Origin of the sequence: Neorhizobium sp. P12A (assembly GCF_008365395.1) — a bacterium.
Taxonomy (GTDB): domain Bacteria; phylum Pseudomonadota; class Alphaproteobacteria; order Rhizobiales; family Rhizobiaceae; genus Rhizobium.
The window spans coordinates 714,012-739,646 of the sequence record NZ_QOVX01000002.1 but is presented as its reverse complement, the minus strand read 5'-3'; the positions used below and the strand labels follow the sequence as shown (position 1 = coordinate 739,646).

General features: G+C 61.1%; 28 protein-coding genes. 15 read left to right on the top strand and 13 right to left on the bottom strand.

The window, feature by feature from the left end:
* Window positions 1-3: 3 nt before the first annotated feature.
* Window positions 4-1,527 (bottom strand): histidine--tRNA ligase, encoded by a 1,524-nt coding sequence (gene hisS, locus DTW90_RS09620; RefSeq protein WP_149337906.1) that lies wholly within the window; start codon window positions 1,525-1,527, stop codon window positions 4-6.
* A gap of 140 nt (window positions 1,528-1,667) precedes the next feature.
* On the opposite strand from hisS, the gene DTW90_RS09615 reads away from it, so the two are divergent.
* The 5 genes from DTW90_RS09615 to DTW90_RS09595 all read left to right on the top strand — a co-directional run bounded on the left by DTW90_RS09615 (window position 1,668) and on the right by DTW90_RS09595 (window position 3,946).
* Window positions 1,668-2,432, top strand: a complete 765-nt coding sequence (locus tag DTW90_RS09615) for a hypothetical protein (RefSeq protein WP_149337904.1) — start codon at window positions 1,668-1,670, stop codon at window positions 2,430-2,432.
* Between the two features lie 56 nt (window positions 2,433-2,488).
* Window positions 2,489-2,752, top strand: coding sequence for a BrnT family toxin (locus DTW90_RS09610; RefSeq protein ID WP_149337902.1), 264 nt, complete (start codon window positions 2,489-2,491; stop codon window positions 2,750-2,752).
* Complete coding sequence (locus DTW90_RS09605; RefSeq protein WP_149337900.1) at window positions 2,733-3,044, top strand: BrnA antitoxin family protein; 312 nt, start codon at window positions 2,733-2,735, stop codon at window positions 3,042-3,044. The genes DTW90_RS09610 and DTW90_RS09605 overlap by 20 nt, the downstream gene beginning before the upstream one ends.
* A gap of 60 nt (window positions 3,045-3,104) precedes the next feature.
* Complete coding sequence (locus DTW90_RS09600; protein ID WP_149337898.1) at window positions 3,105-3,476, top strand: hypothetical protein; 372 nt, start codon at window positions 3,105-3,107, stop codon at window positions 3,474-3,476.
* A 77-nt stretch (window positions 3,477-3,553) separates the two neighbouring features.
* On the top strand, window positions 3,554-3,946 hold the full coding sequence (locus DTW90_RS09595) for a DUF305 domain-containing protein (protein WP_149337896.1): 393 nt from the start codon (window positions 3,554-3,556) through the stop codon (window positions 3,944-3,946).
* Window positions 3,947-4,009: 63 nt separating this feature from the next.
* Here the strand turns inward: DTW90_RS09595 and DTW90_RS09590 are convergent, their stop codons facing one another.
* Window positions 4,010-4,909, bottom strand: a complete 900-nt coding sequence (locus DTW90_RS09590) for a LysR family transcriptional regulator (protein ID WP_149337894.1) — start codon at window positions 4,907-4,909, stop codon at window positions 4,010-4,012.
* Window positions 4,910-5,018: 109 nt separating this feature from the next.
* Between DTW90_RS09590 and DTW90_RS09585 the strand changes: the two genes are divergently transcribed.
* Entirely contained in the window at window positions 5,019-6,044 is a 1,026-nt protein-coding gene (locus DTW90_RS09585) for an NAD(P)-dependent alcohol dehydrogenase (protein WP_149337892.1), read from the top strand.
* Window positions 6,045-6,107: 63 nt separating this feature from the next.
* Here the strand turns inward: DTW90_RS09585 and DTW90_RS09580 are convergent, their stop codons facing one another.
* On the bottom strand, window positions 6,108-7,157 hold the full coding sequence (locus tag DTW90_RS09580; RefSeq protein ID WP_132521406.1) for an aldo/keto reductase: 1,050 nt from the start codon (window positions 7,155-7,157) through the stop codon (window positions 6,108-6,110).
* Between the two features lie 275 nt (window positions 7,158-7,432).
* Between DTW90_RS09580 and DTW90_RS09575 the strand changes: the two genes are divergently transcribed.
* Window positions 7,433-8,137: an HAD family hydrolase gene (locus DTW90_RS09575; protein WP_132521404.1), complete on the top strand. Its 705-nt coding sequence runs from the start codon at window positions 7,433-7,435 to the stop codon at window positions 8,135-8,137.
* 3 nt (window positions 8,138-8,140) lie between these two features.
* Here DTW90_RS09575 and DTW90_RS09570 read toward each other — a convergent pair whose 3' ends face one another.
* The 3 genes from DTW90_RS09570 to DTW90_RS09560 are packed head-to-tail and all read right to left on the bottom strand — an operon-like array spanning window position 8,141 to window position 10,005.
* On the bottom strand, window positions 8,141-8,716 hold the full coding sequence (locus tag DTW90_RS09570) for a hypothetical protein (protein ID WP_132521402.1): 576 nt from the start codon (window positions 8,714-8,716) through the stop codon (window positions 8,141-8,143).
* Between the two features lie 54 nt (window positions 8,717-8,770).
* Window positions 8,771-9,379 carry a hypothetical protein gene (locus DTW90_RS09565; RefSeq protein WP_149337890.1) on the bottom strand — a complete coding sequence of 203 codons (609 nt, stop codon included), beginning with the start codon at window positions 9,377-9,379 and terminating at the stop codon, window positions 8,771-8,773.
* A complete protein-coding gene (locus DTW90_RS09560) occupies window positions 9,376-10,005 on the bottom strand; it encodes a DNA-3-methyladenine glycosylase I (protein WP_149337888.1) in 630 nt (209 codons plus the stop codon). The genes DTW90_RS09565 and DTW90_RS09560 overlap by 4 nt, the downstream gene beginning before the upstream one ends.
* Before the next feature lie 209 nt (window positions 10,006-10,214).
* Here DTW90_RS09560 and DTW90_RS09555 point away from each other — a divergent pair, with 209 nt between their 5' ends.
* From DTW90_RS09555 to DTW90_RS09545, 3 genes are all read left to right on the top strand, one after another.
* Window positions 10,215-10,988 carry a L,D-transpeptidase gene (locus tag DTW90_RS09555; RefSeq protein ID WP_149338414.1) on the top strand — a complete coding sequence of 258 codons (774 nt, stop codon included), beginning with the start codon at window positions 10,215-10,217 and terminating at the stop codon, window positions 10,986-10,988.
* A 138-nt stretch (window positions 10,989-11,126) separates the two neighbouring features.
* Entirely contained in the window at window positions 11,127-11,804 is a 678-nt protein-coding gene (locus tag DTW90_RS09550; protein ID WP_149337886.1) for a L,D-transpeptidase, read from the top strand.
* A 165-nt stretch (window positions 11,805-11,969) separates the two neighbouring features.
* Window positions 11,970-12,641: an outer membrane beta-barrel protein gene (locus tag DTW90_RS09545; protein ID WP_132521394.1), complete on the top strand. Its 672-nt coding sequence runs from the start codon at window positions 11,970-11,972 to the stop codon at window positions 12,639-12,641.
* A gap of 33 nt (window positions 12,642-12,674) precedes the next feature.
* Here the strand turns inward: DTW90_RS09545 and DTW90_RS09540 are convergent, their stop codons facing one another.
* From DTW90_RS09540 to DTW90_RS09525, 4 genes are read right to left on the bottom strand one after another with little or no spacing between them, the layout of a single operon-like run.
* On the bottom strand, window positions 12,675-13,112 hold the full coding sequence (locus tag DTW90_RS09540; protein ID WP_149337884.1) for a hypothetical protein: 438 nt from the start codon (window positions 13,110-13,112) through the stop codon (window positions 12,675-12,677).
* A 44-nt stretch (window positions 13,113-13,156) separates the two neighbouring features.
* Window positions 13,157-14,470 carry a glycolate oxidase subunit GlcF gene (gene glcF, locus DTW90_RS09535; RefSeq protein WP_149337882.1) on the bottom strand — a complete coding sequence of 438 codons (1,314 nt, stop codon included), beginning with the start codon at window positions 14,468-14,470 and terminating at the stop codon, window positions 13,157-13,159.
* A 43-nt stretch (window positions 14,471-14,513) separates the two neighbouring features.
* Window positions 14,514-15,713, bottom strand: a complete 1,200-nt coding sequence (locus DTW90_RS09530; RefSeq protein ID WP_149337880.1) for an FAD-binding protein — start codon at window positions 15,711-15,713, stop codon at window positions 14,514-14,516.
* Complete coding sequence (locus tag DTW90_RS09525; RefSeq protein WP_149337878.1) at window positions 15,710-17,149, bottom strand: FAD-linked oxidase C-terminal domain-containing protein; 1,440 nt, start codon at window positions 17,147-17,149, stop codon at window positions 15,710-15,712. The genes DTW90_RS09530 and DTW90_RS09525 overlap by 4 nt, the downstream gene beginning before the upstream one ends.
* 121 nt (window positions 17,150-17,270) lie before the next feature.
* Between DTW90_RS09525 and DTW90_RS09520 the strand changes: the two genes are divergently transcribed.
* Window positions 17,271-18,167, top strand: coding sequence for a LysR family transcriptional regulator (locus DTW90_RS09520; protein ID WP_149337876.1), 897 nt, complete (start codon window positions 17,271-17,273; stop codon window positions 18,165-18,167).
* 5 nt (window positions 18,168-18,172) lie between these two features.
* Here DTW90_RS09520 and DTW90_RS09515 read toward each other — a convergent pair whose 3' ends face one another.
* A complete protein-coding gene (locus tag DTW90_RS09515; protein ID WP_132521382.1) occupies window positions 18,173-19,024 on the bottom strand; it encodes a LysR family transcriptional regulator in 852 nt (283 codons plus the stop codon).
* A 110-nt stretch (window positions 19,025-19,134) separates the two neighbouring features.
* On the opposite strand from DTW90_RS09515, the gene DTW90_RS09510 reads away from it, so the two are divergent.
* Window positions 19,135-20,127, top strand: coding sequence for a zinc-dependent alcohol dehydrogenase family protein (locus tag DTW90_RS09510; protein ID WP_149337875.1), 993 nt, complete (start codon window positions 19,135-19,137; stop codon window positions 20,125-20,127).
* Window positions 20,128-20,310: 183 nt separating this feature from the next.
* Here DTW90_RS09510 and DTW90_RS09505 read toward each other — a convergent pair whose 3' ends face one another.
* Window positions 20,311-21,477, bottom strand: a complete 1,167-nt coding sequence (locus DTW90_RS09505) for an adenosylhomocysteinase (RefSeq protein ID WP_149337873.1) — start codon at window positions 21,475-21,477, stop codon at window positions 20,311-20,313.
* A gap of 113 nt (window positions 21,478-21,590) precedes the next feature.
* Window positions 21,591-22,493 (bottom strand): LysR substrate-binding domain-containing protein, encoded by a 903-nt coding sequence (locus DTW90_RS09500; RefSeq protein ID WP_149337871.1) that lies wholly within the window; start codon window positions 22,491-22,493, stop codon window positions 21,591-21,593.
* Between the two features lie 252 nt (window positions 22,494-22,745).
* On the opposite strand from DTW90_RS09500, the gene DTW90_RS09495 reads away from it, so the two are divergent.
* From DTW90_RS09495 to DTW90_RS09485, 3 genes are all read left to right on the top strand, one after another.
* The gene (locus DTW90_RS09495) at window positions 22,746-23,255 is read left to right on the top strand and encodes an NUDIX hydrolase (protein ID WP_149337870.1); all 510 of its coding nucleotides are present in this window, start codon (window positions 22,746-22,748) and stop codon (window positions 23,253-23,255) included.
* Window positions 23,256-23,317: 62 nt separating this feature from the next.
* A complete protein-coding gene (locus tag DTW90_RS09490) occupies window positions 23,318-24,817 on the top strand; it encodes an inorganic phosphate transporter (protein ID WP_149337868.1) in 1,500 nt (499 codons plus the stop codon).
* Window positions 24,818-24,847: 30 nt separating this feature from the next.
* Window positions 24,848-25,585, top strand: coding sequence for a 16S rRNA (uracil(1498)-N(3))-methyltransferase (locus DTW90_RS09485; RefSeq protein WP_132521370.1), 738 nt, complete (start codon window positions 24,848-24,850; stop codon window positions 25,583-25,585).
* The last annotated feature ends 50 nt before the right edge of the window (window positions 25,586-25,635 follow it).

The following is a 25,635-nucleotide window of genomic DNA, read 5'->3' as shown; positions in this document are numbered from 1 at the left end:
GCCTTACTTACCGTCCGCGGCTCGGCGCCTGTCTTCCGCCTGTGCCGCCAGAATCTCCCTGACCTTGGCCACGAGCGCTGCCTCCGGAACCGTCTCCTGCGCGACACGCGCCTCGCGCCATGTCGCGTTGTCCTCGATCTCGCCGGAGAGGCGCTTGCCCTCGATCAGGTCCTTGATCTGGATCACGCCTTCGGCCCGCTCGTCGCCGCCCTGGATGATGGCGATCGGGCAGCTGCGGCGGTCGGCATATTTCAGCTGGTTGCCGAATTTCTTCCAGTTGCCCTGGTACATCTCGGCGCGAATGCCTGATGCGCGCAGTTCCTGCGTCATCCGCTGGTAGCGGCCCATAGCCTCGACATCGCCGTCCATCACAGTGACGAGAACGGGTTCGATGACATCGTTCTGGCCGAGCTTGCCGAGGTTCTTCAGCGCCGTCATCAGGCGCGAGACGCCGATCGAAAAGCCCGTTGCAGGAACCGGCTGGCCCATGAAGCGCGAGACGAGACCGTCGTAACGTCCGCCGCCACCGACGGAGCCGAAGACGACCTTTTCGCCCTTCTCGTTTGTCACGTCGAAGGTCAGTTCCGCTTCGTAGACCGGACCGGTGTAATATTCGAGGCCGCGAACGACTGACGGATCGATCTTGATGCGGTCGGAGTTGTAGCCGGCACCGGCAACGAGGCTGCCGATGAAATTCAGCTCCTCGACGCCTTCGACACCCTGCGACGTTCCGGCCACGAGGTCGGCGAGTTGCGCAGCACTTTCCGCATAGTCCTTGATACCGACGAAGAAGAGAACCTTCTGGATCTGCTCCGCGTCGAGGCCAGCGCCCTTGGTGAAATCGCCTGATTCATCCTTGCGGCCGGGGCCGAGCAGGAGAGACACGCCTTCCGGGCCGAATTTGTCGAGCTTGTCGATGGCGCGCAGCACGTTCAGCCGCTGGGCCGCCTTGTCGTCGCCGCCGAGGCCGATCGCTTCCAGCACGCCGTCGAGAACCTTGCGGTTGTTGACGCGGATGACATAGTCGCCGCGCTTGATGCCGAGCGCTTCCAGCGTATCGGCCATCATCATGCACATTTCGGCATCGGCCTGGACGCCGGGCGCTCCGACGGTGTCGGCATCGAACTGCATGAACTGGCGGAAGCGACCGGGGCCGGGCTTCTCATTGCGGAAGACGTAGCCGGCGCGATAGGTGCGATAGGGTAGCTGAATCTCGTTGAAATTCTCCGCGACATGGCGGGCGAGCGGCGCCGTGAGATCGTAGCGCAACGACATCCACTGATCGTCGTCATCCTGCAGCGAAAAGACGCCCTCGTTCGGACGATCACTATCCGGCAGGAATTTGCCGAGCGCATCGGTATATTCCAACAGCGGCGTTTCGACCGGATCGAAACCATAATGCTCATAGACTTCGCGGATCTTGGCGATCATTTCGTTGGCGGCCCTGATATCGGCGGCCGAACGGTCTACGAAGCCCCGCGGTAGACGGGCCTTGAGCTTTTGCGGTTTCTTCTGCTTGTCGTTCATTTTGAGGTGCGATCCGGTCATTATGACAGTGGCGGTTACCTAGCGGATTGGGCGGGGTGCGGCAAGGGAGAAGGCCCTTGATGTCGGCCTAAGAATCATCAGACTGAATGAAATAGCCTCCAATAGTCGTCAGGGATCGAATGATCGCCGAAGCAGCCGTCTATCTCGCCACCCTGCCCGTCACCACCAAGCCGCATCGTCCCTTCATTCGCTACTCGGTCAATCTATGGTCGCGCGCCCGCCGTTGCAGCAAGGAATGGGCGGAACACGAGCAGCGTAGCCGGAAAGCAGTTCTAGATGCGATGGCCGGCCTCAGGCAGAAGCGCACCGCAGTCGTCCTCGGTTCCGGATTGCTGCGCGATGTGCCGATCGACGTGCTGGCGAAGAGTTTCGACACCGTCGTGCTGATCGATCTCGTCCATCTTGCGTCCGTGCGGCTCTGGCTGAAGGCGCGGGGCTATCGGAACATCCGGCTGATCGAGCGCGACCTGTCCGGCTATGACGAACTGATCTCCGGCGGATCGCCGGAGCCGCTGGCATTCCTGAGACAAGTGCCCTACCTCGATTTCGTCGTATCCGCGAACCTGCTATCGCAGATCGGCCGCGGCGTCGTCCGCAGGATCGAAAGCGAACCACAGGGCACGGTGCAAGACGGAGCAAGCAGGCTGATCGCCGCCCACATCGAAGGCCTTGCCGCCCTTCCCTGTAGGACATGCCTGATCACCGATATCTCCTACGCCGTCATCGACCGGATGGGGAAGACGCATGAGGAGGCCGATCTGCTGCTGGGTATCACGCCGCCCCTCGCGCCGGATCGCTGGACATGGCCCGTCGCGCCGCTTGGCGAGGAAAGCCGCGACTACCAGATTATTCATCAGGTGATTGCAGCAAGATCCGGCGTGTAATAGCCTGGGTGCAATCAAAGATTTATTGTATCACTTTTATTTTCAGGTATTGTCCGATGAGAATTTTATGGGATGAGCCGAAGCGCCTCGCCAATCTCGACAAGCATGGGCTCGATTTCGTCGATCTGGATCTCGAATTCTTTTTTACGGCCGTCGTTCGCCCGGCGAAGATGGGACGTCTCATGGCCATCGGGCGTCTTGGTAACGGCGTTATTGTCGTGATTTTCGTAAGGCTGGACTCTGAGGGATTATCGATCATCTCCATGCTGGCGGCTAGAAAGACAGAAAGGGGATTGCTGAATGGAAAAGAAAAGATCTGAAGCACCTGCCGAATTTCAGGAGGGCCGCGGCTACTCCAGAGAAGACTGGGATGACGTATCCGACAACCCCGAGTGGACCGAAGAGGATTTCAAGAATGCCCGGCCTTTCGCCGAGGTTTTCCCAAAGCTTGCCGAAAGCATCAGGCGCGCCCGCGGACGGCCCGCGGTGGAAAGGCCGAAGCGGCAGATTTCGCTGCGGCTCGATCCTGATGTCATCGATGCCTTCAAGGCGACCGGCAAGGGCTGGCAAGGTCGCATCAACGATGCGCTCCGCAAGGCGGCGAAGCTTTAACGCAGAACGACGACGGAAACCCCGTTGGCTTCCCGTCCTCGGTGACCTATCTTTGCCGCCATGAAGCGCCCTTTCGCCATTGCCCTAGTGATCATCGCCTGGCTGCTCTATGGCGCCATGCCGACGCTAGCGGAGTGTCCGATCTGCGATTCCGCTGTCTCGATGAGCGCCGAGATGGCCCAATCACCGGTAATGGAAGGCATGAGCGGGATGAGCATGCATGGCGATGGCGGGTCCGCCGGCCATCGTAGCAATCCATGCGCCGGAGATATGGCACATGTGGCCTTCTGTGCCGCCTGCATGATCGTGCCGCCCTTTGTCACCATCGATAGCGATAAGCCGCTCGCCTTCTCCTATCCGGCACCGGCTCTTTCCTATCCGCTTCGCGATAACCGCCCCGTTCCGCTGGCGCCCCCTCCGCGTTCTATCTGAGGACGTCATCTTATTTACGACGCGGCAGGATAGCCTGCCCGCGATCCATTATCGTCAGACAGCGAAAAGGAAAACGCATGTCTTTGAAGTCCATTCTCCTTACGGCTGCGCTTGCATCCGGCTTCGCAGCCCCATCGATCGCCGATGACATGTCCGGCATGAAAATGTCCGGAAAAGGCATGTCGATGGACATGAGTAAACCCACGGGAGACCAGGGGCCGTCGAGCCAAGCCTTCGCCAAGGCCAATGCCAAGATGCACAAGGACATGGCCATCGACTACAGCGGCAATCCCGATGTCGATTTCGTCCGCGGGATGATCCCACATCATCAGGGCGCGATCGACATGGCCAAGATCGAACTGCAATATGGCAAGGATCCGGAGCTTAGAAAGATGGCGGAAGCCATCATCAAGGCGCAGGAAGCGGAAATTGCCGAAATGGACGCCTGGCTGAAGAAGCACGGCAAGTAGGCTTTTTGCAACTTGAAGTGCCGGAGATATCTCCGGCATTTCCTCGCTGCCCTGGCTCCGGTATCATTCCATCATTCCTGGCAGCCTTGCGGCCAGCATATCGATGACCGCGCGCATCTTCAGCGGCAGATGCGGGGTTCGCGGCCAGACGGCGTGAGCCTCATAGCTTATGCAGGAGAGGCCCTTCAGGACCGGTACAAGAGCGCCGGATTGAAGATCGTCGCGGACCAGCCAGCGGGTGAGCCATGCGAGCCCCATGCCGGCGACGGCGGCATCGGCAATCGCTTCCAGATCATCGAAACGCAGACGCGCAGGGGGAACGAATTCCTGCTGTGTGTTGTCCTGCGAGAAGAACCAGGTTCGCAGTTCGCCCGACCTGACATAGGCCAAACAATCGTGGCCATCGAGATCCGCGATAGATAGCGGCGTGCCGCGGCTCTCCAGATATTCGGGCGAGGCAAAACAGAGCATGCGGTGATGGGCGAGCCTGCGGGCCAGCAGACCGGAACTATTCTTCAATGGCCCGTTGCGAATGGCGAGATCAAAGCCCTCGTCGAGGAGATCGACCACGCGATCACTAAAGGAAAGATCGAGTTCGAGTTTCGGATGCTGCCGGGCAAACTCCATCAGCAAGGGCGAGATGCAGCGCCGCCCGAACAGTACCGGCATGGAGATGCGAAGACGGCCGGCGACTTCGCTCTTGCCTGATTCCAGCATCGCCTGGCCCGAGCGGATCTCATCGAGCGCACGGCGGCAGCGCAAATAGAAGGCGTGCCCTTCGTCCGTCAGGCTCTGCGTGCGGGTCGTGCGATGGAAAAGCCGGACGCCGAGGCGCGCTTCAAGCCGGGCGATGGTCTTGCCGATCGCCGAGCGGGAGAGGTTCATTCGGACGGCGGCCGCAGAAAAACCTCCCGCCTCCACGGCTTCCACGAATTCCGGGATGCCTGAGATCACATCGTTCATCGCGATTGTTTCCTATTAGGAACCAAAGTTCCGCAATCTTATCGCCACTGGCGAAATCAGATCAACGATAAAAGAAAATCCTTGTTTGATATCAGCAGGGAGAAAATGCATGCCCAAAATGATGAAGCGCTGGACGCTCGACACGGTCGGCATCGATGCGGAGTTGAAGTTCACCGAGGCCGAGGTTCCCAATCCCGCTCCGGGCGAGGTGCTGGTGCGCGTGAAGGCCGCCTCGCTCAACTACCGGGACAAGCTTGTCCGAGAAACCGGAATGGGGCTGCCGATAGAATTTCCCTTCGTGCCGGCTTCCGACATGTCCGGCGTGGTCGAGGCGGTCGGCGAAGGCGTAACGCGGTTCCACTCCGGCGACAGGGTCATATCCACCTTCGCTCCCGGCTGGATCGACGACAAGCCGCTCGGCTCTGCCCGAAACCCACCCTACCGGACGCTCGGCGGCTTCTATCCCGGCGTTCTCTCGGAATATGTCGCCTTTCCCGCCGATTGGTTCGTAAGCGCCCCGGAAACCCTCGACCATGGCGAGGCAAGCACGCTGACCTGCGCCGGCCTGACGGCCTGGTTCGCGCTGGTGGAGCGCGGCAAGGTCAAGCCCGGCGATACAGTGCTGGTACAAGGGACCGGCGGCGTCGCAATGTTCGGGCTGCAGATTGCAGCGGCCCAGGGCGCAGATGTCATCGTCACCTCGGGTGACCGGGAGAAGCTCGAAAAGGCAAAGGCACTGGGCGCGCGTCATGGCATAGACCGCAAGACCGGCGACTGGGTCGAGCAGGTCTATCAGCTCACCAATGACCGGGGCGTCGACCATATCTTCGAAATCGTCGGCGGCCCGCATCTCGGCCAGTCGCTAAAGGCAGTCGCCCTGAATGGTCGGATCTCGCTGATCGGGGTCTTCGAGGGCTTCGATATATCGGGGCCGGCCGGACCGCTATTGCTGAAATCGCCTGTTATACAGGGCATTGCAGTCGGCCACCGCCGGGCGCTCGAAGACTTCGTCCGCGCTGTAGATCGGATCGGGCTGAAGCCGGTCATCGAGCATCGCTATTCATTTTCCGAAGTCCCCGCCGCCTTCGACCATCTCGATCGCGGCGCCTTCGGCAAGATCGTCGTCGAGATCTGATGGAAACGCCGCCGCTGCGAATAACAGCGGCGGCGTCTGTCTTTCACGGGGCGACTAAGCCGCTCAAGCCTTCGGTTCGAAAGGCTGCGGGCGGCGGCCGGCGGCCTGGCGGGGAAGCATCCAGCCCGGATATTCCGGAGCCAGCGCGCTGACCTCGTCGAGCTTGGCCATATCGTCGGCGTCGAGTTTCAGCTTGACGGCGTCGAGGTTCTCGTCGAGCTGTTCGAGACGCTTGGCGCCGATGATGATGCTGGTCACGAAGGGTTTTTCAAGTATCCAGGCGAGCGCGACCGTTGCCACGTTGGTGTCATGCTTGGCAGCAATTTCGCGCATGGCGGCGACGCAAGCCCAGGCGCGGTTCTCGTCGACAGGCGGGAAGTGGAAGTTGGCGCGACGGCCTTCGCCGTTGCCCGGAGCGCCCGGACCGTACTTACCGGACAGCAGACCGCCTGCCAGCGGCGACCAGACCATAAGGCCGAGCTTTTCCTCGTTCATCATCGGCACGATCTCGCGTTCGAGGTCGCGGCCGGCGATCGAATAATAGGCCTGGACGGTCTCGAAGCGGGCAAAGCCCTTGCGTTCCGAAATGCCGAGCGCCTTGGCGATGCGCCAAGCCTGCCAGTTCGAGACGCCGATATAACGAACCATGCCGCTGGACACGAGGTCGTCGAAGGCGCGCAGCGTCTCGTCAATCGGGGTCACCGTGTCGGTCGCGTGGATCTGGTAGAGGTCGATATGGTCCGTCTGCAGGCGCTCGAGGCTTTCTTCGACCGAGTCCATGATATGGCCGCGCGATGCACCGCGATCGTTCGGCTTGTCGCCCATGACGCCATAGACCTTGGTGGCGATGACGACATCCTTGCGCGGGACTTCGAGGTTCTGCAGCGCCTGGCCAAGGATCTCTTCCGAAACGCCGAAGGAATAGACGTCGGCCGTGTCGATAAAGTTGACGCCCGCAGCCAGCGAACGCTCGACGATCTTGTCGGCCGTATCCTGATCGACATCGGCGATGGCGCCCCAGGTCGAACCGGCGCCGGCTTCGCCAAAGGTCATGGTGCCGAGGCAAAGTTCGGAGACGAACAGGCCGGTATTGCCGAGTTGATTATAACGCATGGTGAAAATTCCTTATGTTCAGCCGCGAAAGCAAAGCCGCTGGCTGGCGAATGTCCGTTTCTTTCTTATTGGCCGTCGCATGTTGGCGGGAGAGAAGCACATGCCTGGCAAGCAGCGAGATAATGCACCAGGATCGCTTTTCAACGCGAGCCCCTTTTGCCCTCACAAAACTGTTACCTCGCCGGCGCTCTTGCCTCTCTCCTCTACTTGAATAGATTCCCTTGCTTGCATTCCTGTGACGGGCCTGTGACGAGGAAGCATCGGAGGATATTTTGATGACTCTGCGTCCGCTTACGACGATCGGCTTCGATGCAGACGATACGCTCTGGCAAAACGAACAATTCTACCGCCTGACCGAACAGCTCTTTACCGAACTGCTGGGAGACTACGCCGAGGGCGAGCGTATCTCGGAACGGCTGCTGGAGGCCGAGAAGCGCAACCTCAGCCAGTATGGCTTCGGCATCAAGGGGTTCACGCTCTCGATGATCGAAACTGCGATCGAGATTACCCAAGGCGAGGTGCCGGCGTCAGTCATCGCGCAGATCCTCGACATCGGTCGCGACCTGCTCTCTCATCCCGTCGAAACGTTGCCGGAGGTGAAGGAAACGCTTGAGGCATTGGCGGGTCGTTACCTTCTCGTGATGATCACGAAGGGCGACCTTTTCGATCAGGAGCGCAAGCTCGCCCAATCAGGATTGGGGGATTTCTTCGATGCGGTCGAAATCGTCTCGGACAAGACGGCGGTCACCTATCGCCGCATCTTCTCGAAACTCGGCGACGGACCGGAGCGGGCGATGATGGTCGGCAACTCGCTGAAATCGGATGTGGTGCCGGCGATTGCCGCGGGCAGCTATGGTGTCTTCATACCGCATGCGCTGACCTGGGTGCTCGAACATGTCGAAGAACCGACGGAAGCGCCGCGCTTCCGCAAGATCGAGCATATCGGCGAGCTCAGGCCGTTGATCGAAGGGCTGTCTTAGCCATCAGGGTGTCCGAACGATAGTCTGGGGAGACGATGGTCGCTGATTTTGCTTCAGGTAATCTCGGTAGCTACTGATGGCCCGGGGCGCGAACTGTTCGAGATTTGAAAGATAGTGGCTGCCGTCCAGCACGATATACAGCTGCCGGTCTTTCCCTGCTTCCTCCAGTGCCAGATAATTTAATTCGTGCGTTCGTCCCCCTTTGCCCGAGGAAATTTCCGTGATGTAGTGGACGACGGTTTTCGATCGATCAAGCTGGTAATCGCCGGAAAAAGGGCCGTAACAGCTCGTCTCGACAACTGAGTTGTCATCCGTCGAGATCATCGTTTCGGTGCGCAGAAGCATGCAGATGATTGCGACGATGAGGGTGACCAACACCCATATGCCGGCGAGAAAGACGCGGGCGGGCGTAAAAAATGGCGTGCCCCTCAAGGTTTCGACTTTGTCGCCGTCCCCTTTCCACCAAAAAACACCGAAGCCAACCATGGCGAATTGCGCGACGACTGCACCGAGAAATACGATGCCCATGCGCTGACCGCATCCAAAACCGGACAGAGCGCCCTGATCGAGAACAAGCATGACCCCACCCCTGCAGACGAAGATCGTCTGTAGCAGGAAAGTCCGAACAAACGCTTATTGTGGTTGTGCTTCGCCTTTCGGCGGGAATAGCGAAGGTTGCGGCGACGGTGCGACAGGCGCCCTGGGCGGGAAGAGCGAAGGCTTATCGGCGGGCGCGCTTTGATCCGGTGTCTGCGATTGCGCAGGCACCGACCCTGTCGGATTGGGGTCGATCAGGATTTCATAGGGCGCGCCGAGGCCGCGGCGGCGGGTGACGCGGGAATAGTAGGGCTTGATCAGCCAGGTCGTATCAGCCTGCACGGTCACGTCGGCGATGTTCCCATCCTCATCCGTACCGAAGAAGGATTCGTCTTCGCTGGAGGAGAGATCGAAGATCGCCATGAAGGCATAGCGGCTCTTCGAGGAAAAGGTGATCCTTACGTGCTGACCCTTCTTGAGCGGCAGCGTATAGACCTTGCCCTTGCCGAATTTCGTCCAGCCCGCAAGCCGCATGGTAACGGCGGGAAAACCCAGCTTTTCGATCGTTTCGCCGGGATCGAGCTCGGGAGGCTGCTCACCCTGTGCCTGCGCCGGTTTCTGGTCCCCGGCGTCCTGCGCGCAGACGTGCTGGCCCGCCAGGGCAATTGCGGAAAAAAGCGAGAGGCCGAGGACGAGGCCCTTCATGGACGCACCAATGCGGCTCGCATCGCCTCGACGTCGTGGCGGCAATAACAACCTTCAAGGTGATCGTTGACGAGACCCATAGCCTGCATGAAGGCATAAACTGTGGTGGGACCGACAAAGGTCCAGCCCCGCTTCTTCAGATCCTTCGAGATACGGACGGATACGGGCGTCGTCGGATTGGCGGCAATCGTCTCGCGGTCGACGCGCGCCGGTCGTTCCTCGGGCCTCGGCTCATAGCTCCAGAAATAGTGGGCGAGCGAGCCGAACTCGCCTCTGAGATCGATGGCGCGGCGGGCATTGTTGATCGTCGAGACGATCTTGCCGCGATGGCGGATGATGCCGGCGTCGGCAACGCAGCGTTCGATGTCCGCGTCGTCGAACAGGGCCACCTTCTCGAAGTCGAAACCGGCAAAAGCTGCGCGGAAATTCTCGCGCTTGCGCAGGATGGTCAGCCAGGAAAGCCCGGACTGGAAGCCTTCAAGGCAGATCTTCTCGAAAAGGCGGATATCGTCGGTGACGGGACGCCCCCATTCCTCGTCGTGATAGCGCAGGTATTCGGGAAGCCCCCCGTGCCACGAACAACGGTCCCTGCCGTCCTCGCCAGTGATAATGCCCGTGCCGGTCATTTTTGCGATTCGCCCCTGTTTTTTCTAAGCTTTACCATTTGCAAACCCTCTTTCCATACCGGCCAGTAACCCTGACGAAAAGTTTATAGGCTTCGCGGCATTTTAATGAACACCCGTTTACCTTTCGCTGGCGCGCCGGTGACACGATGCCCCATCGAAAGGGTGCCCGCGCGCCCATCCTCGGTCCATTGTAGAGAGTTTGTCCGATGATGAAAAAGTGCTTTCTGCTGCTGGCCGGCATTGCCGGCTTGATTGCCTCCCCCGTTCTTGCAGACGACCGCTATCAGTCGCGTCCGCCTGTCATCGTCAGCCCCGATCTGACCGCGCCGTGGATCAACCAGCTCGGCGGCGCGCGCGTGCAGCCGGTGGTCTACCCGCGTGCGCCGGCACCTGTTGTCGCCCAGCAGCAGCCGCCCCAGCCTCGCGGCCTCTTTGCGCCGCGTGTTGTCCATCCGCTCTTCGGCGGCGCGCCGGTACAACAGGTCGCGATGGGTCGGCCGGGCATCCCGGCGATCCAGGGTCACCTCGATCCGCAATTCCTGCCGCAGGTGGTCGACTACCAGACCAAGGAACGTCCCGGCACCATCGTCATCGATACCAACAATCGCTTCCTCTATCTCGTGATGGACGGCGGCAAGGCACGGCGCTACGGCGTCGGCGTCGGCAAGCCCGGCTTCGAATGGGCGGGCGCCCATACGATCACCCGAAAGCAGGAATGGCCGGACTGGACGCCGCCCTCCGAAATGCTTTCGCGCGAAGCTGCCAAGGGGCACTACCTGCCGGCGCATATGGAAGGCGGCGAGGCAAACCCGCTTGGCGCCCGCGCCATGTATCTCGGCTCCACGCTCTATCGCATTCACGGAACCAACGCTCCCTGGACGATCGGCAATGCCGTTTCTTCCGGCTGCATCCGTCTGCGCAACGAGGACGTCACCGACCTCTACAACCGCGTGAAGGTCGGCACCCGCGTCATAGTGATGTAAATTCGCAATTAAGGGTGGCGAGCGGCCAGTTTATCTGCTCGCCATCGTACAAAAAACCGTGTTGCCGCCTTCTTGAGCTTGAAATCTAATCCGGTTTGATTAGCCTCCCGTGCGATTTGTACACGAGGGGAATTCAGGATGAAGCATTTTATACGGCTCGTGGCGGCGAGCGCTGTTGCGATGGTATGCATGATGGCTGTCGCTGACGCAGGCCCCACGACGACGGCGACGGACGCAGTCCGCGGCATCAAGCCGACCAACCAGGTCAAGCCGCAGTTTCACAAGCGTCTGGTCCGACTGGCGACCGATGAGGCTCCGGGCACCATCATCGTCGATACCAACAACAAGTTTCTCTATCTCGTCGAAGGCAACAACCGCGCCACCCGCTACGGCATTGGCGTCGGTCGCGACGGTTTCGGCTGGTCCGGCGTGGTGAATGTCGGGCGCAAGGCCGAATGGCCGACATGGACGCCTCCTGCTGAAATGCGGGTCCGTGAAGCCAAGGAAGGACACAAGATCCCGCCCTTCATGCCCGGCGGCCCGGACAATCCGCTCGGTGCGCGCGCAATGTATCTCTACCAGAACGGCCACGACACGATCTTCCGCATTCACGGGACCAACCAGCCCTGGACGATCGGCCTCAACCTTTCTTCCGGCTGCATCCGCATGATGAACCAGGACGTGACCGAGCTCTACGATCGCGTCCCTGTTGGCGCCAAGGTCATCGTCGTAGGCCCCGGCAACAAGCAGGGCGAGGTCAGCTACCAAGATCGCGGGGTCGACGTCCTGCGCACGCTCTTCGGCCTCGGTGGCTGATTTGCAACTGTCGTGAATTGCGTTTCGGAAGGGGGCAGCCAAGGGCTGCCCCTTTCAGTTTACTGTCAGATTCGCCGATTATGCCGTTTACAGAGTCGGAACTGTAATAGCGTTGTCACGAAAGGCAGCCATCAATGCGGTTCCATTGCGATCCGGGGAATCCAAATGAATCGTGCATGCCGCATTCGCCAGTCGGCCCTTGCCGCACTGACTCTCGCCGCCCTCGTTTCCGTTGCGGGCACTGCCTCTGCTGAAATGCAGCTCTCCATCTATGGCGGCGTGCAGGGAGCAACCGGCAGCAACGTCAAGACATCTGATGGTGCCGATTTCGATCCGAACTGGTCGGGCAAGTCCTTCGCGAACCCGCCCTATTACGGTATCCGCGGCACGTGGTGGCTGGACGACCTCAACAAGCCCGATTGGGGCATCAGCCTCGACTATACCCATGCCAAGGTCTATGGCGACCTCGGCAACACGCCGGGCTGGAGCCATTTCGAATTCACCGACGGCCTTAACCTTCTGACGGTCAACGGGCTCTATCGCTTCCAGGATCCGAGCCGCAAGTGGACGCCCTATGTCGGTCTCGGCGCCGGCATCAACGTTCCGCATGTCGAAGTCACCCGGGCATCGGGCCGGACCTTCGATTATGAGTTCGGCGGTCTCGCGCTGCAGGCCCAGGCGGGCGTCAGCTACCAGATCACCAAGCACTGGTCGACGTTCCTCGAGTACAAGGGCAACTACAGCTTCGTGAACGACGTTCCGATTGATAGCGGTGCAACGCTGAAGACGAATGTCTTCACCAACGCCCTGAACTTCGGCGTGTCCTTCAACTTCTGACGTTGCGAGCGTGCCGCCGTTGGCGGCAAGCTCTTATTGCTCGGAACAGGTCAGCCGGCCCTTGAACTGTGCCGGCTGTGACTGACCCTTGGCATTAAAGGTCAGAAGATAATTTCCCCGCATGGGGTTCGCGCTGCCATCGACCGTGAGCAAGAGGTCGAAATTGTTGGCGGGATCGTCAACGTCGTTCTGCGCATAGATCCTCAAGCGTAACTCGCTATCGGACGCCCAACTCTGCATGAGCTGATCGGAGTCGAGCATCAAACGCCGGAAGCCTTCCGGAACGCGGTCGGACTTGGCGATCAGGGCACCACGAAAATGGTTGAGCTTGTGGCCGCCGTCCTCAGCGAATCCTGCATCGATATTCAACTTGATATTCGTGTCGTCGACCGCGCAGTTGTAGCGATTTGCGGCGTAAGTCGGTTCGATACCGATAATCATTGCCGCCGCCAGGAAGAACAGATGCCGCATGCTGTGATCTCCCATTATCGGGGACGCAATGTCTCCCGCTGTGACTATGCTATTTTGAGGCCTCTTAATTTTCCCGGAAGTTCGCCCCCATAAATCCAATCGAGCAATTCTACGGTATGGAGGATGGGAATATCAGTTCCGGTTGCGATCTGGGTAATGCAGCCAATATTGCCGGTTGCGATGATATCCGGTTTCGTCGCTTCGATGTTCCTGATCTTGCGGGCTTTCAGCTCGGCGGAGATTTCCGGCTGCATAATATTATAGGTGCCGGCCGACCCACAGCAGAGATGGCCCTCGGCGGGATCGCGGACGATAAAGCCCGCCGCCTTAAGCAGTTGCTTGGGCAGGCCTGTTATCCTCTGGCCGTGCTGCATGGAGCAGGCGGAGTGATAGGCGACAGTGATGCCGCGCGGCAAATGGGTGGGTAAATCCAAGGTCGCCAGATATTCGGTGACATCCTTTGCGAGCGCCGAAATCTTCGCCGCCTTTTCGGCATAGGCGGGATCGAGACGCAGCATATGGCCATAATCCTTGATCGTCGTGCCGCAGCCTGATGCCGTGATGATGATGGCGTCGAGGCCGCCATTGTCGATCTCGCGTGTCCATACATCGACATTCGACCGCGCGCTTTCGAGCGCCTGTTCCTTGCGCCCCATATGATGAACCAGCGAGCCGCAGCACCCCTCGCCCTCTGGCGCGACGACCTCGATGCCGAGCCTTGTGAGCAGCCGGATCGTCGCTGCGTTGATATTAGGGTCGAGCACCGGCTGGGCGCATCCGGTCAGGATCGCAACGCGGCCGTGCTTCGGCCCCTCGGCGGGATGCAAGCCGGGACTTGAGAATGATGAGGGCGCTGGAACGGAGCGTGGGGCGAGGTCGAGCATGGCCACAAAAGGTTTCAGCGCCGGCATGCCCTTCAGCAACCCCTTGAGGGGACGGCCGAGCCTCGCAAGGTTGAGGGCGAGGCGAAAACGGCCGGGATAGGGCAACACCGCCGCCAGGATGCCGCGCGTCAGCCGGTCCATGAAGGGGCGCTGGTAAGTGTTTTCGATATGCGCACGGGCATGGTCAACCAGATGCATATAGTCGACGCCGGAAGGACAGGTGGTCACGCAGGCGAGGCAGGACAGGCAACGATCGATATGGGTGACCACCTCAGTATCGGCCGGACGGCCGTTTTCCAGCATGTCCTTGATCAGATAGATCCGCCCGCGCGGACTATCGAGCTCGTTGCCGAGCGTCACATAGGTGGGACAGGTCGCCGTGCAGAAGCCGCAATGCACACATTTGCGCAGGATCTTTTCCGATTCGGCCACATCGGGATCTGCAAGCTGTTCGGCGGTGAAGTTGGTTTGCATTAATCGAGCCTCTCTCGGAAGGTCGTGGCACTCGACATCGCCATCACCCCATCTTCCCCGGATTGAAAATCCCCGCCGGATCGAAGCTCGCCTTGACCCCCTGCGACAACAGCGCGACGGCTTCGGGCTGCGGCTGGAAGGCGGCCTCCCCTGCCCTTGCCGTCGCAGACGCGCGGAGCAGCGTGGCATGGCCGCCGCCGAGGGCGTGGATGAAACGGCGGATGAGGGCGCCGTCCGGCTCTGCTTCCATGCGCAGCCAGACCAGACCGCCCTGCCAGTCGTAAAATGCATCGACGCCCGCCTCGAGCCGGAGGGCTGCCACCAGCTGATGGCCGGTGCCGGGCGCGACGGATACCCGCCAGACCGGGCGCTCCGTGCCATCGGCAAAGGGAAGCACATCGCGGATTTCACGCCAGAGCCGACCGCTGTTCTCCGCATCCAGGCGGGCAACCCGGCCGAAGGCGGACATGGCCGCGCCGAGCTTTTTCATCCGCACGTCGACGGAATCAGGCAGGCCTTCGATACGCAGTACGGTCGCCTCACCTTCCGGCAATTTGCCCCCGAGGAATTTCCAGGCAACCGTTAGCGGCAGATGCGCTGCTCCCGAAACTTCGACCGGCAGCGCCATCGCAGCCGCCATCGCGTGCGCAGCTTCCGCATCGTTGAGCCCTGAGACGATGAGCGTTGCCTCGGTCTTCGGTGCGGGCGGCACGCGGAAGGTGACTTCGGTCAAAAGGCCGAGCGTGCCGTGCGAGCCCGCGATGACCTTGGCAAGGTCGAGGCCCGTCACGTTCTTCATCACCCGGCCACCGGCCTTGACGATTTCGCCCTTGCCGTTGACGAAGCGGACGCCAAGCAGGCTGTCGCGAGCGGCACCGGCGACGAAGCGGCGGGGACCGGAGACGTTGGCGGCAAAGACACCGCCGATGGTCGGCTCGCCCGATGTCGCCATCAGCGGCCTGTGATCCATCGGCTCGAAGGCCATCATCTGGTTGTTGGCAGCAAGTGCTGCCTCGACCTCGGCGACCAGCGTGCCGGACCGAACGGTCATCACCATCTCGCCGGGATTATAGGCGACGATGCCGGTCAGCCCAGTCGAGCGGAGCCGGGCGCTTGCCGCAACCGCATTGCCGAAGCCTGAGCGGGTATCACCACCAGAAATGGCAAGCGGCACGCTGACCCTGGCATGGGAGCGGATGAATTCCGCCGCCTCTTCCTCTGTCGTCGGTATCAAGTCGCTCATGCGGCGCTGCGTCCATCGAGGGGGAAGACCTTGGATGGATTGAGGATCCAGCCCGGATCGAAGGCGGAGCGGACCGCCATCATCTGCTTGAGGTCTGCCTCGGCATATTGGTGGCGCATCAGGTCGCGCTTCTCGATGCCGACGCCGTGTTCACCGGTCAGGCAGCCGCCGGCGTCGACGCAGAGCCTGAGGATATCATTGCCGGCAGCTTCGGCCTTTGCGGCGTCTTCGGGATCATTGGCGTTGAAGAGGATCAGCGGATGCATGTTGCCATCGCCGGCGTGGAAAACGTTGGCGACGCGCAGGCCATAATGATCGACGATCTCGGAGGTCTTCTTCAGCACATAGGAGAGCTGGCTCAGCGGCACCGTGCCGTCCATGCAGATATAATCGGCGATGCGGCCGGTCGCGCCAAAGGCAGATTTGCGGCCCTTCCAGATCAGCGCTGCCTCTGTTGCCGACTGGCATTCGCGCACGGTCTTGACGCCATGGTTGCGGGCGATATCGACAATACTTTTCAACATCGCATCCATTTCCGCCTCCGACCCCTCGACCTCGACGATCAGCAGCGCGCCGACATCGAGCGGATAGCCGGCCTGGGCAAAGGCTTCGCAGATCTCGATCGCCGGCTTGTCCATGAATTCGATGGCAACGGGAATGATGCCGGACGCGATGATATCTGACACGCAGGAGCCTGCCTGTTCCGACGTGTCGAAGCCGAAGAGCACCGGCCTTGCCCCTTCCGGCTTGGCAATCAGCCGCACCGTCGCCTCGGTGACAATCCCGAGCTGGCCTTCCGAGCCGCAGACGAGGCCGAGGAGATCATAGCCGGCCGCGTCGAGCGCCTTGCCACCCAGCTCTATGACCGTGCCATCAGTCAAAACCATGGTCACGCCGAGCAGATTGTTGGTCGTGACGCCGTATTTCAGGCAATGGGCGCCGCCGGAATTCATGCCGACATTGCCGCCGATCGTGCAGGCCAGCTGCGAGCTCGGGTCCGGTGCGTAGAAGAAGCCGTCCGCGGAGACTTTTTCGGAGATGTTCAGGTTCGTCACGCCGGCTTGAACAGTCATGGTGCGGTTTGCGAGATCGATGTCGAGGATGCGGTTCATCTTCGAAAGGCCGAGAACGACGGCATCCTCCTGCGGTATGGCACCACCGGACAGGGACGTTCCTGCTCCCCGCGGCACGACCGGAATTCCATAGCGATTGCAGTATTTCATCACCGCTGCGACTTCTGATGTCGAGCGTGGCAGGGCAACCGCCAACGGCACGCGCCGATAGGAAATGAAGCCGTCCGTTTCGAAGGGAACGACTTCGCGCGCCTCATGGATCAGGCACTCCCGCGGCAGGAGATCGACCAGATCGGCAACGATCTCGGTACGGCGCGCCAGCACCTCGGCGCGCGGCGCCAGAAATGGAATGGCGTGGGCCATGATTTCTCCTCCCCCGGAGATAGTTCGCACATTTCCTCGTAGCTCAAGGCGTAGCACTTTCCCGAATTCGGCGCAAATGCTAAGCACTTATGTAAAAAGGGGAAAAAGTGGCCAGCAACGCATGACCAATCTCGGCGATCTGGAAATTTTCGCAAGCGTGGTGTCGACAGGCAGCATGTCGCTGGCAGGGCGTGCGCTCGGTTTTTCGCCGGCCGTCATCTCCAAGCGCATCAAACGGCTGGAGGATCGGCTCGGCACCCGCCTACTGCAGCGAACGACGCGCCAGATTTCGCTGACCGAGGCCGGCCAGGGCTTTTACGATCGCGTGCTTGCGATCCTCGCCGGCCTGGAGGAAGCAGAGGATTATATAGCCGGCCGTTCCGCGCAGATGCATGGCACGCTGAAGATATCCGCCCCTACCTCGTTCGGGCGCATGCATATCGCGCCGCATCTCAAGGCCTTCATGGATGCGCATCCGGAGCTTGCCATCCATCTGGTGCTGACGGACGAATTTACCGATATCGTCGGCGGCGGCTTCGACCTTGCGATCCGAATTGCGGAACTCACCGATTCCAGCCTGGTTGCCCGCCGCTTGGCCCCCGTACGCCGCGTGCTCTGCGCCTCCCCCGCCTATATCGCCGCCAGAGGCCAGCCCGGAGATATCGAGGACCTTCGCAAACATGTCTGCCTGCCGGCACACAATAACGACGCCTGGCGCCTCGATGGCCCGAAAGGCTCTATGACCCTGCGTCCCGAAGGTATGCTCGTCACCAATTCCAGCGAGGTCATCCGCGAAGCCGTCATAGCCGGCCTCGGTATCGCACTGCGCTCCACCTGGGATATCGGCCAGGAACTACAGGATGGGCGGCTCGTCCAGGTCCTGCCTGCATATGAAGGTTCGCATAATGTCACGCTTTCGGCCGTCTATCCGAGCCGCCAGTTCCTGCCGGCCAAGGTGCGGCTCTTCATCGATTTCCTCGCGGAGCTCTATGGGCCGGTGCCCTACTGGGAGCGGTGATTGCTTCAATTCGCCAGCCGCTCGATCACAAGATCGAGCAAAGCCCTCAGTCTCGCCAGCCGTTTCAGGTCGCGGTGATAGCCGACCCAGGTGTCACGGCTGGGCGGAGCGCCGTCGACCTCAATGCGCTCGAGTGCCGCAATGCTGTCGCCGAGAGGGCGTGGCAGGACGGCGAGGCCGGCGCCGTTGGCGCAGAGGGTTGCCTGGACATCGCGATTGTTGCTGCGCATCGCAACCTCGGCCTTGGGCAATACACGCTTGAGCCAGGCGACATCGGGCATGCCGCCGAAGGCTTCGTCCATGGTGATCAGGCGGGCGTCTGTTCCATCGCCGAGGCGAGGATGGTCGCCGCCTTTCTTCACGTAGAGGCCGTATTCGATGCGCATCAGCCTGCGAGAAATCACCTCCGGCTCCGTGAAGGGCGCGATGCGGAAGACGAGATCGGCCTCGCGGCGGGCGAGACTGAGCAATCGGCTTTCGGTGATCAGCTCGACGACGATCCTGGGATAGGCGGCGGAGAATTCCGCGAGGACAGGTGAGAGAACATGCGCGCCGAACCAGTCGGATGAGGATAGCCGCAGCATTCCGTCCAGTTGCTGGCCCTGGCCGGCGAGCGAGCGGCGGAGCGCGAGAGCCTCCTCCTCCATCCGTTCGGCATAGCCCATGATGGCAGCGCCCTCATCGGTCAGTACGAAGCCATCCGCCGTGCGTTGGAACAGCGTCTGGCCGACCGCTGCCTCCAGGCTCCTCAGGCGCCGGCCCATGGTGGGCTGTGTCAGCTTCAACTTTCTGGCTGCCGCACCGAGCGTTCCCTCGCGGGCAATGGCCAGGAAGATTTCGATGTCGCTCCATTCCATTGCCGGACCTCCATCCAAACAAAAATGCATGGATAGCGTACGATCTCTTTTATTTCCATTCCTTATTCGAGGGAACATAGTCTCGACATCGAAAGCCAAGGAGCAAGGCGATGTCCACTTCAACAGTCATGAAAGCCCTCGTCGTCGACAGCCATAACGCTGCTTTCCGGCTGGCTGAGGTACCGCAGCCGTCGCCGGCTACGGGAGAGGTTCTCGTTCGCATCAAGGCGAGCGGCGTCAATCCGCTGGATACCAAGATCAGGGCGGGCGCAGCAGGGCATGCCCGCCACCCCCTGCCCGCCATTCTCGGCATCGATCTTGCCGGGATCGTCGAGGCCATCGGTGACGGCGTTTCCGGTTTCCGGGTCGGCGACGAGGTCTATGGGATGACCGGTGGCGTCGGCGGCATCCAGGGATCCCTAGCGCAATATGCTGCCGTCGATGCGCGACTGCTCGCAGTCAAGCCCGGCAATCTATCGATGCGCGAGGCAGCTGCCCTGCCGCTGATCTTCATCACCGCATGGGAGGGCCTTGTCGACCGTGCCCATGTGCAGGCTGGGCAGAAGGTGCTGGTCATTGGCGCGGGAGGCGTCGGCCATATCGTCATCCAGATCGCCAAGGCATCCGGTGCCGATGTCTATGCCGTCGATAGCGCGAGCAAGGCCGACGATATCAGAAGCCTGAGCGCGACACCGATCGACCGGAATGAGAGCATCGAAAGCTACGTCAAGGCCCATACCGGTGGAAAAGGTTTCGACCTCGTCTATGACACGGTTGGCGGCGCGGGGCTCGACGCCGCGTTCCAAGCCGTCGGCCGTTTCGGCCATGTCGTCAGTTGCCTTGGCTGGGGCACCCATGCGCTGGCGCCGCTATCCTTTAAGGCCGCCACCTATTCCGGCGTCTTCACGCTGTTGCCGCTGCTCAGCGGCGAAGGCCGTGCCCATCATGGCGAGATCATGGCTGAGGCGACGAAGCTTGCAGAGGCCGGCAGGCTGGCGCCGAAACTCGACAGCCGCCGCTTCACCTTTGCCAATGCGGGAGATGCGCATGCGCTGATCGAAAGCCGTGGGGCGGATGGGAAGCTTGTCGTGGAGGTGGATTGAGAGTGCGCACTGATCCCCCTTCTCCCCAAGGGGAGAAGATGCCCGAAGGGCAGATGAGGGGGAGGAACGAAGCGACGCTATGAGCGTGAGCGAGTAGCAAGGTGCGGCGCGAGCGGCCCCCTCATCCGGCTGCCGCCCCGTTCCCCCCGAGGGGAGAAGACCAATGCCGCCCGCTCAACACCCTTACCGCGCTAGGTCGAGATAAGCGCCGGCCACCATCGCATCGATATCCGCGGGAACCGGAACGACGCAAGCTTCGGCGCCGAGGCTGCCTTTGGCGACGCGCTCCAGGCAACGAGCCTGCAGGGTGAAGCCGAGGTCCATGGATTCGACGGTATTGCCGAGGGGGCGCGGACCGGCGAGGTTGGCCATGTGGCCGGCACCCAGAACATGGAAGCTGCGGCCATCCTTCAGGTGGAAAGTCTCGATGTGATCGGCCTCGAAGCGATCGACGCCTTTAACCTCAGGGCTGTTGCGGAAGGCTTCGACGTCGATCTCGTGCGGGAAATGGCCGCCGTTCATCAGGATTGCACCGTCCTTGATCAGCGGCAGGTCGGCTGCTGTTATGATCGAGGGAAAGCCCGTGACGGTCACGAGGATATCGGCAGAACGGATTGCCTGCTCGCGTAGCGGCGTGACGAAGCCGTCGAGATGCGCCTCCAGCGTGGTGACAGGGTCGATATCGACGACGCTGACGGTCGAGAACGCGTTGCGGAAACAGGCCGCCGTGCCCTTGCCGCAGGCCCCGTAGCCGAAAACCGTCACCCGCTTGCCGTTGGTCGAGCGGTTGGTGAAGCGCAGATAGCTTTCGAAGAGGCTCTGACCGACGGCGTGCTTGTTTTCCGCAAACTGCTTGATGGGGCTGTCGTTGATGACGAGAACAGGCATTGCCAGCTTCTCGCGCATGGGCATCAGCCGCGTGCGGCCCGATGTGGTTTCCTCCGTGCCGCCAAGCAGATTGGCATAGGGGCGCTCGGCGACACGGGCAAAGAGATCGCCACCATTGTCGAGCAGCAGGTCCGGCTTTTCGGCAAGGATGGCGTCCAGGCTTGCGGCGTGTTCAGCGAGGTCGGTCGTCTGCGTGGCGAAAACCTTGATACCCTGGCCGCGCAGGTATTCCACCGTCTCGGGCTGGGTGCTGTTCAGGTTGCCAGTGCAGACAAGCTGCGCGCCGCCGGCCCTCAGCGTCATCAACAGCGCCACCGTCTTCGGCTCAAGATGGATACCTGTCCCGATCGACAAGCCTTCGAAGGGACGCGTATCGCGAAATTCCGACGCGGTCGCCTGCAAGAGGCGGCAGCTGCGGCCGACCCAGTCGATGCGGGAAAGAGAAGAGGAAGCATTGTCCATGAGAATGACCTGGCCTGAGAGATTGATCGGGCATCATTCCTATCGGCAATGGACGATCTGTCCATGGACATAAATCTGCGCCAAGGAGCAGAAAAACTGCACTTTGGCCGATCTCAAAGCTCCAGCGAACCCTGCAGCGTCAGCCACTCGCCAAGCGCCGAGAACGGCTTCTTGGTGGCATCCGCGGTGCGAAAGCTGATGCTGAAGCCGGCCGGGCGGCGGATAAAGCCATATGGCGCGATGAACGTCTTGCGTGCGAGGTCATCGCCAACAGCGGTTTTCGGGGCGATGGCAACACCGATGCCCGAGCGGGCTGCGGCGATTGCCAGGAGCAGGTCCTCGAACTGCTGCAGCCGCGCGAAACCGCGGGACGGTGCTCCGCTCTCGGCAAACCAGTCGTCCCACAGGCGCGGTACGGAGCGGATGCCGAGGCCGGTCGCCTTTCCCAATGCATCGGGGCCGTCATTGAGGTTCAAACGGGAGGCGAGCTCAGGCGTGGCAACCGGGCCGAACTCGTCCTCCATGAAACGGATCGCCGTTATATCCGGCGACGGGCGATATTCGCCGCCCATGATCACGGCGTCGAATTCCGGATGACGCGACAGCGGCTCGACAACTGTGACGGGAATGATGTCGAGATCGATCTCAGGCAGTGCCGCCTGCAGAGTGCCAAGCCGCGGCATCAGCCACCAGACTGCGAAGGCGGAGGGTACGCCGATCCTGATTTTCGGGCGGCCGGCGGCTTCGAGCTCCATAGCCGCCCGCTCGAGAATGCCGAAGGCGGCGGCGACGGATTCGGCTAGGCTGCGGCCCTTTTCGGTCAGTTCAAGGCGGCGGCCGTTTCGCTCGAAAAGCGTCATGCCGAAATGCGCATCGAGCACCGTCAGCTGTTGACGGACCGCGCCACGCACCACGCCGAGCTCTTCGGCAGCCTTCAGAATGCTACCGCAGCGGGCGACGACTTCGAAAACGCGCAATGCATTCAGGGGCGGCAGACGGCGAGACATAGATTTCATCTAAAGCATCGTGACGACCTATGGAAAGTGCCGGACGATTATATTACATAAGCGGCATTCCATACCTGTGAATTGTCGCTTTCAGGATATCCTTCGGCGGAGATCCAAGGCCGGATCGCGACGTGTTTCCCATATGTAACGGAGATCAAATTTTCCGGTGGATACGCATTTTTACCGGATACGTGCCATATGTATAACGTACAATGCTTATATACGGCTGATTCTTTACTAAACTCAAAGGTGACCCGACAATTGACCCTTATCGCTCGACTGGCAAATGATGTGCAGCTCATGTTTCGGCGCCCGCCGCGACAGCAGTATGGCGCGCTTTGCTATCGAGTGAAGAAGAAGAGCGGCGAACCGGAAATGCTGCTTTTGACGAGCCGCGATACCGGCCGCTGGGTCATTCCGAAGGGCTGGCCGATGTCGGGCAAGCTGTCGCACGAAGTGGCTGCCCAGGAAGCCTATGAGGAAGCCGGCGTGCGCGGCACGGTCGAGACCGAAATGCTCGGCGCCTTCATCTATAACAAGATGCTGCGCGACGGCGTCAAGATTGCCTGCCGGGTGCAGGTCTATGCGCTTGAAGTCTCGGACCTTGCCAAGAATTTCAAGGAAAAGGGTGAGCGCAAGCTGGAATGGGTTTCCTTCGAGGAAGCCGCAAACCGCGTCAACGAACCTGAGCTGAAGGCTCTGATCCTGGCCTTTTCCCGCCGTCTGGGCAATCGGCAGACAACAAGCGAAGGCCAAGTTTCTTCAAAGTGATCGCCGCCGTTGCATTGCTGCCGTTGCGGCAGTAGAGCACGGCAAGCGACAGAAGGAACAGAATGCCTGACCGACCGGTAAAACTGGCGAAACGACAGCTCGACAAGGACCTCGACAAGATAAGCTATGTCGAGGATGCGAGCGAGCACGTCTCCCAGCGGCTGGTGGCGCCCGGCTTCGGTCTGATTTTCCTCGGCCTTGCGATGCTGTTTGCCGGCATCTACGTGCTCGACCGGCCCGATGCGACGCTTGCCATCGCGGCTGCCGCGCTCGCCGCCTACATGGCCATGAATATCGGCGCTAAAGATGTTGCCAACAATGTCGGCGCTGCCGTTGGCGCGCGGGCTATCGGCATGTCGCAGGCGCTTGTCATGGCGGCGATCTTCGAGGTTCTCGGCGCTATCATTGCTGGCGGACCCGTCGTCACGACGATCTCCACCCATATCATCGACACCACGCAATTCGCCACTAACGGCAAGCTCGGCTGGCTGATGATGGCCGCACTCCTGTCTGCGGCAGTCTGGATCAATCTCGCCACATGGCTGAAGGCGCCTGTTTCCACCACCCACGCGATTGTCGGCGCCGTCATGGGGGCGGGCATTGCGGCGGTTGGACCGGAGCTGGTCAACTGGCGCGTCATGGCGGTCATATCGGCGGGATGGGTGTTCACGCCGCTCCTTGGCGGCCTGATTGCCGCCGGCTTCCTGTTCTTCATCAACACTTTCATCGTCTATCGCGACGACAAGATCGCCGCCGCGCGATACTGGATCCCGATCCTGATCGGCGTCATGGCAGGTGCATTCGCGGCCTATCTCTCCGTTCAGGTGGCTCCGACCGAATGGTTCTCGGATGTTTCCACGATCCTCTTCGGTATCCTGTGCGGATGCCTGGCATGGCTTGCCGCGCGGCCGCTTGTCGCCGCGCAATCGCAGGGCCTCGAAAACAAGAACTACGCGTTTCGCACCCTCTTCCGCCTGCCGCTGATCGGCGCGGCGGCGCTGATGTCCTTTGCGCATGGCGCCAACGACGTCGCCAACGCGATCGGGCCGCTGGCGGCGATCGTGCGCTCGGGCGCGTCGGCGCTTCTTTCCGGCAACAACGCGCCGCTATGGGTAACGCTGATCGGCGCCTTCGGCATCTCGGTCGGTATTCTCCTCTATGGGCCGCGCCTGATCCGGCTGATCGGCGAGCAGATCACCAAGCTCAATCCGGTGCGCGCCTATTGCGTTGCGTTGTCGGCGGCGCTTACGGTCATCGTTGCGTCCTGGTTCGGCCTGCCTGTCAGTTCGACCCATATCGCCGTTGGGGCCGTCTTCGGCGTCGGCTTCTTTCGCGAATGGTACAATCGGCATTCCAAGCGCCGCGCGAACTACATGCGCATGCGGGCGAAGCAATGGGAGATCGAGGATCCGAAGGTTCACAATCCGGATGAGGCGCATCGCCGCCTGCTGGTGCGCCGATCGCATTTCATGACCATCATCGCCGCCTGGGTCGTCACCGTTCCTGCTTCGGGTACGCTGGCTGCTCTCACCTACTGGCTCATGGCCGCGCTTTTCGTTTAAGGGACTTTCGTTCAGCAACCGGGGACAATCATGCGCGCAAACTTCCGCATGCAGCGGCTTTTCGTCGAGGCAGACATCCGAGCGGGCGTCGGGATCGAGGTCGGGCAGGACCAGTTCAACTACCTGGTCAACGTGCTGCGCATGGGCGACGGCGCCGAGATTCTGCTCTTCAACGGCCGCGACGGAGAATGGAGGGCAGTCTTAAGCTTTCCAAGCCGCAAGCGCCTGCTGCTGACGCCTGTCGAGGAGACGCGGCCGCAACCGCCGGCATCGGATCTGCACTATCTGTTTGCGCCGCTGAAAGTCGGCCGGCTCGACTACCTTGTGCAGAAGGCCGTCGAGATGGGTGCGGGCATTTTGCAGCCGGTCATGACGCAGCACGTGCAGGGCAAGATCACCAGTATCGATCGCCTGAGGGCGAACGCGGTCGAGGCGGCCGAGCAGTGCGGCATCCTCGCCATTCCTGACGTAGCGGAACCGGTGAAGCTTTCCGAGCTTCTCGATCGGTGGCCGAGCGAACGCCGCATCATCTATTGCGACGAGGGTGATGCCGGGCAGAACCCGCTGCCGCTGCTGTCTGGCATCAAGGAGAAACATCTGGCCCTGCTGGTCGGTCCCGAGGGCGGGTTTTCCGAAGACGAAAGAGCAAGGCTGCGCAGCCTTGATTTCGTCACCGCGATCCCGCTCGGCCCCCGCATCTTGCGCGCGGATACGGCGGCCGTTGCGGCGATGGCGGTCATTCAGGCCGCAATCGGCGACTGGAACTGACTTTCCTGTTTTAGGGGATCAAGGTAAAATCCTATTTTTTTGATCCTCTA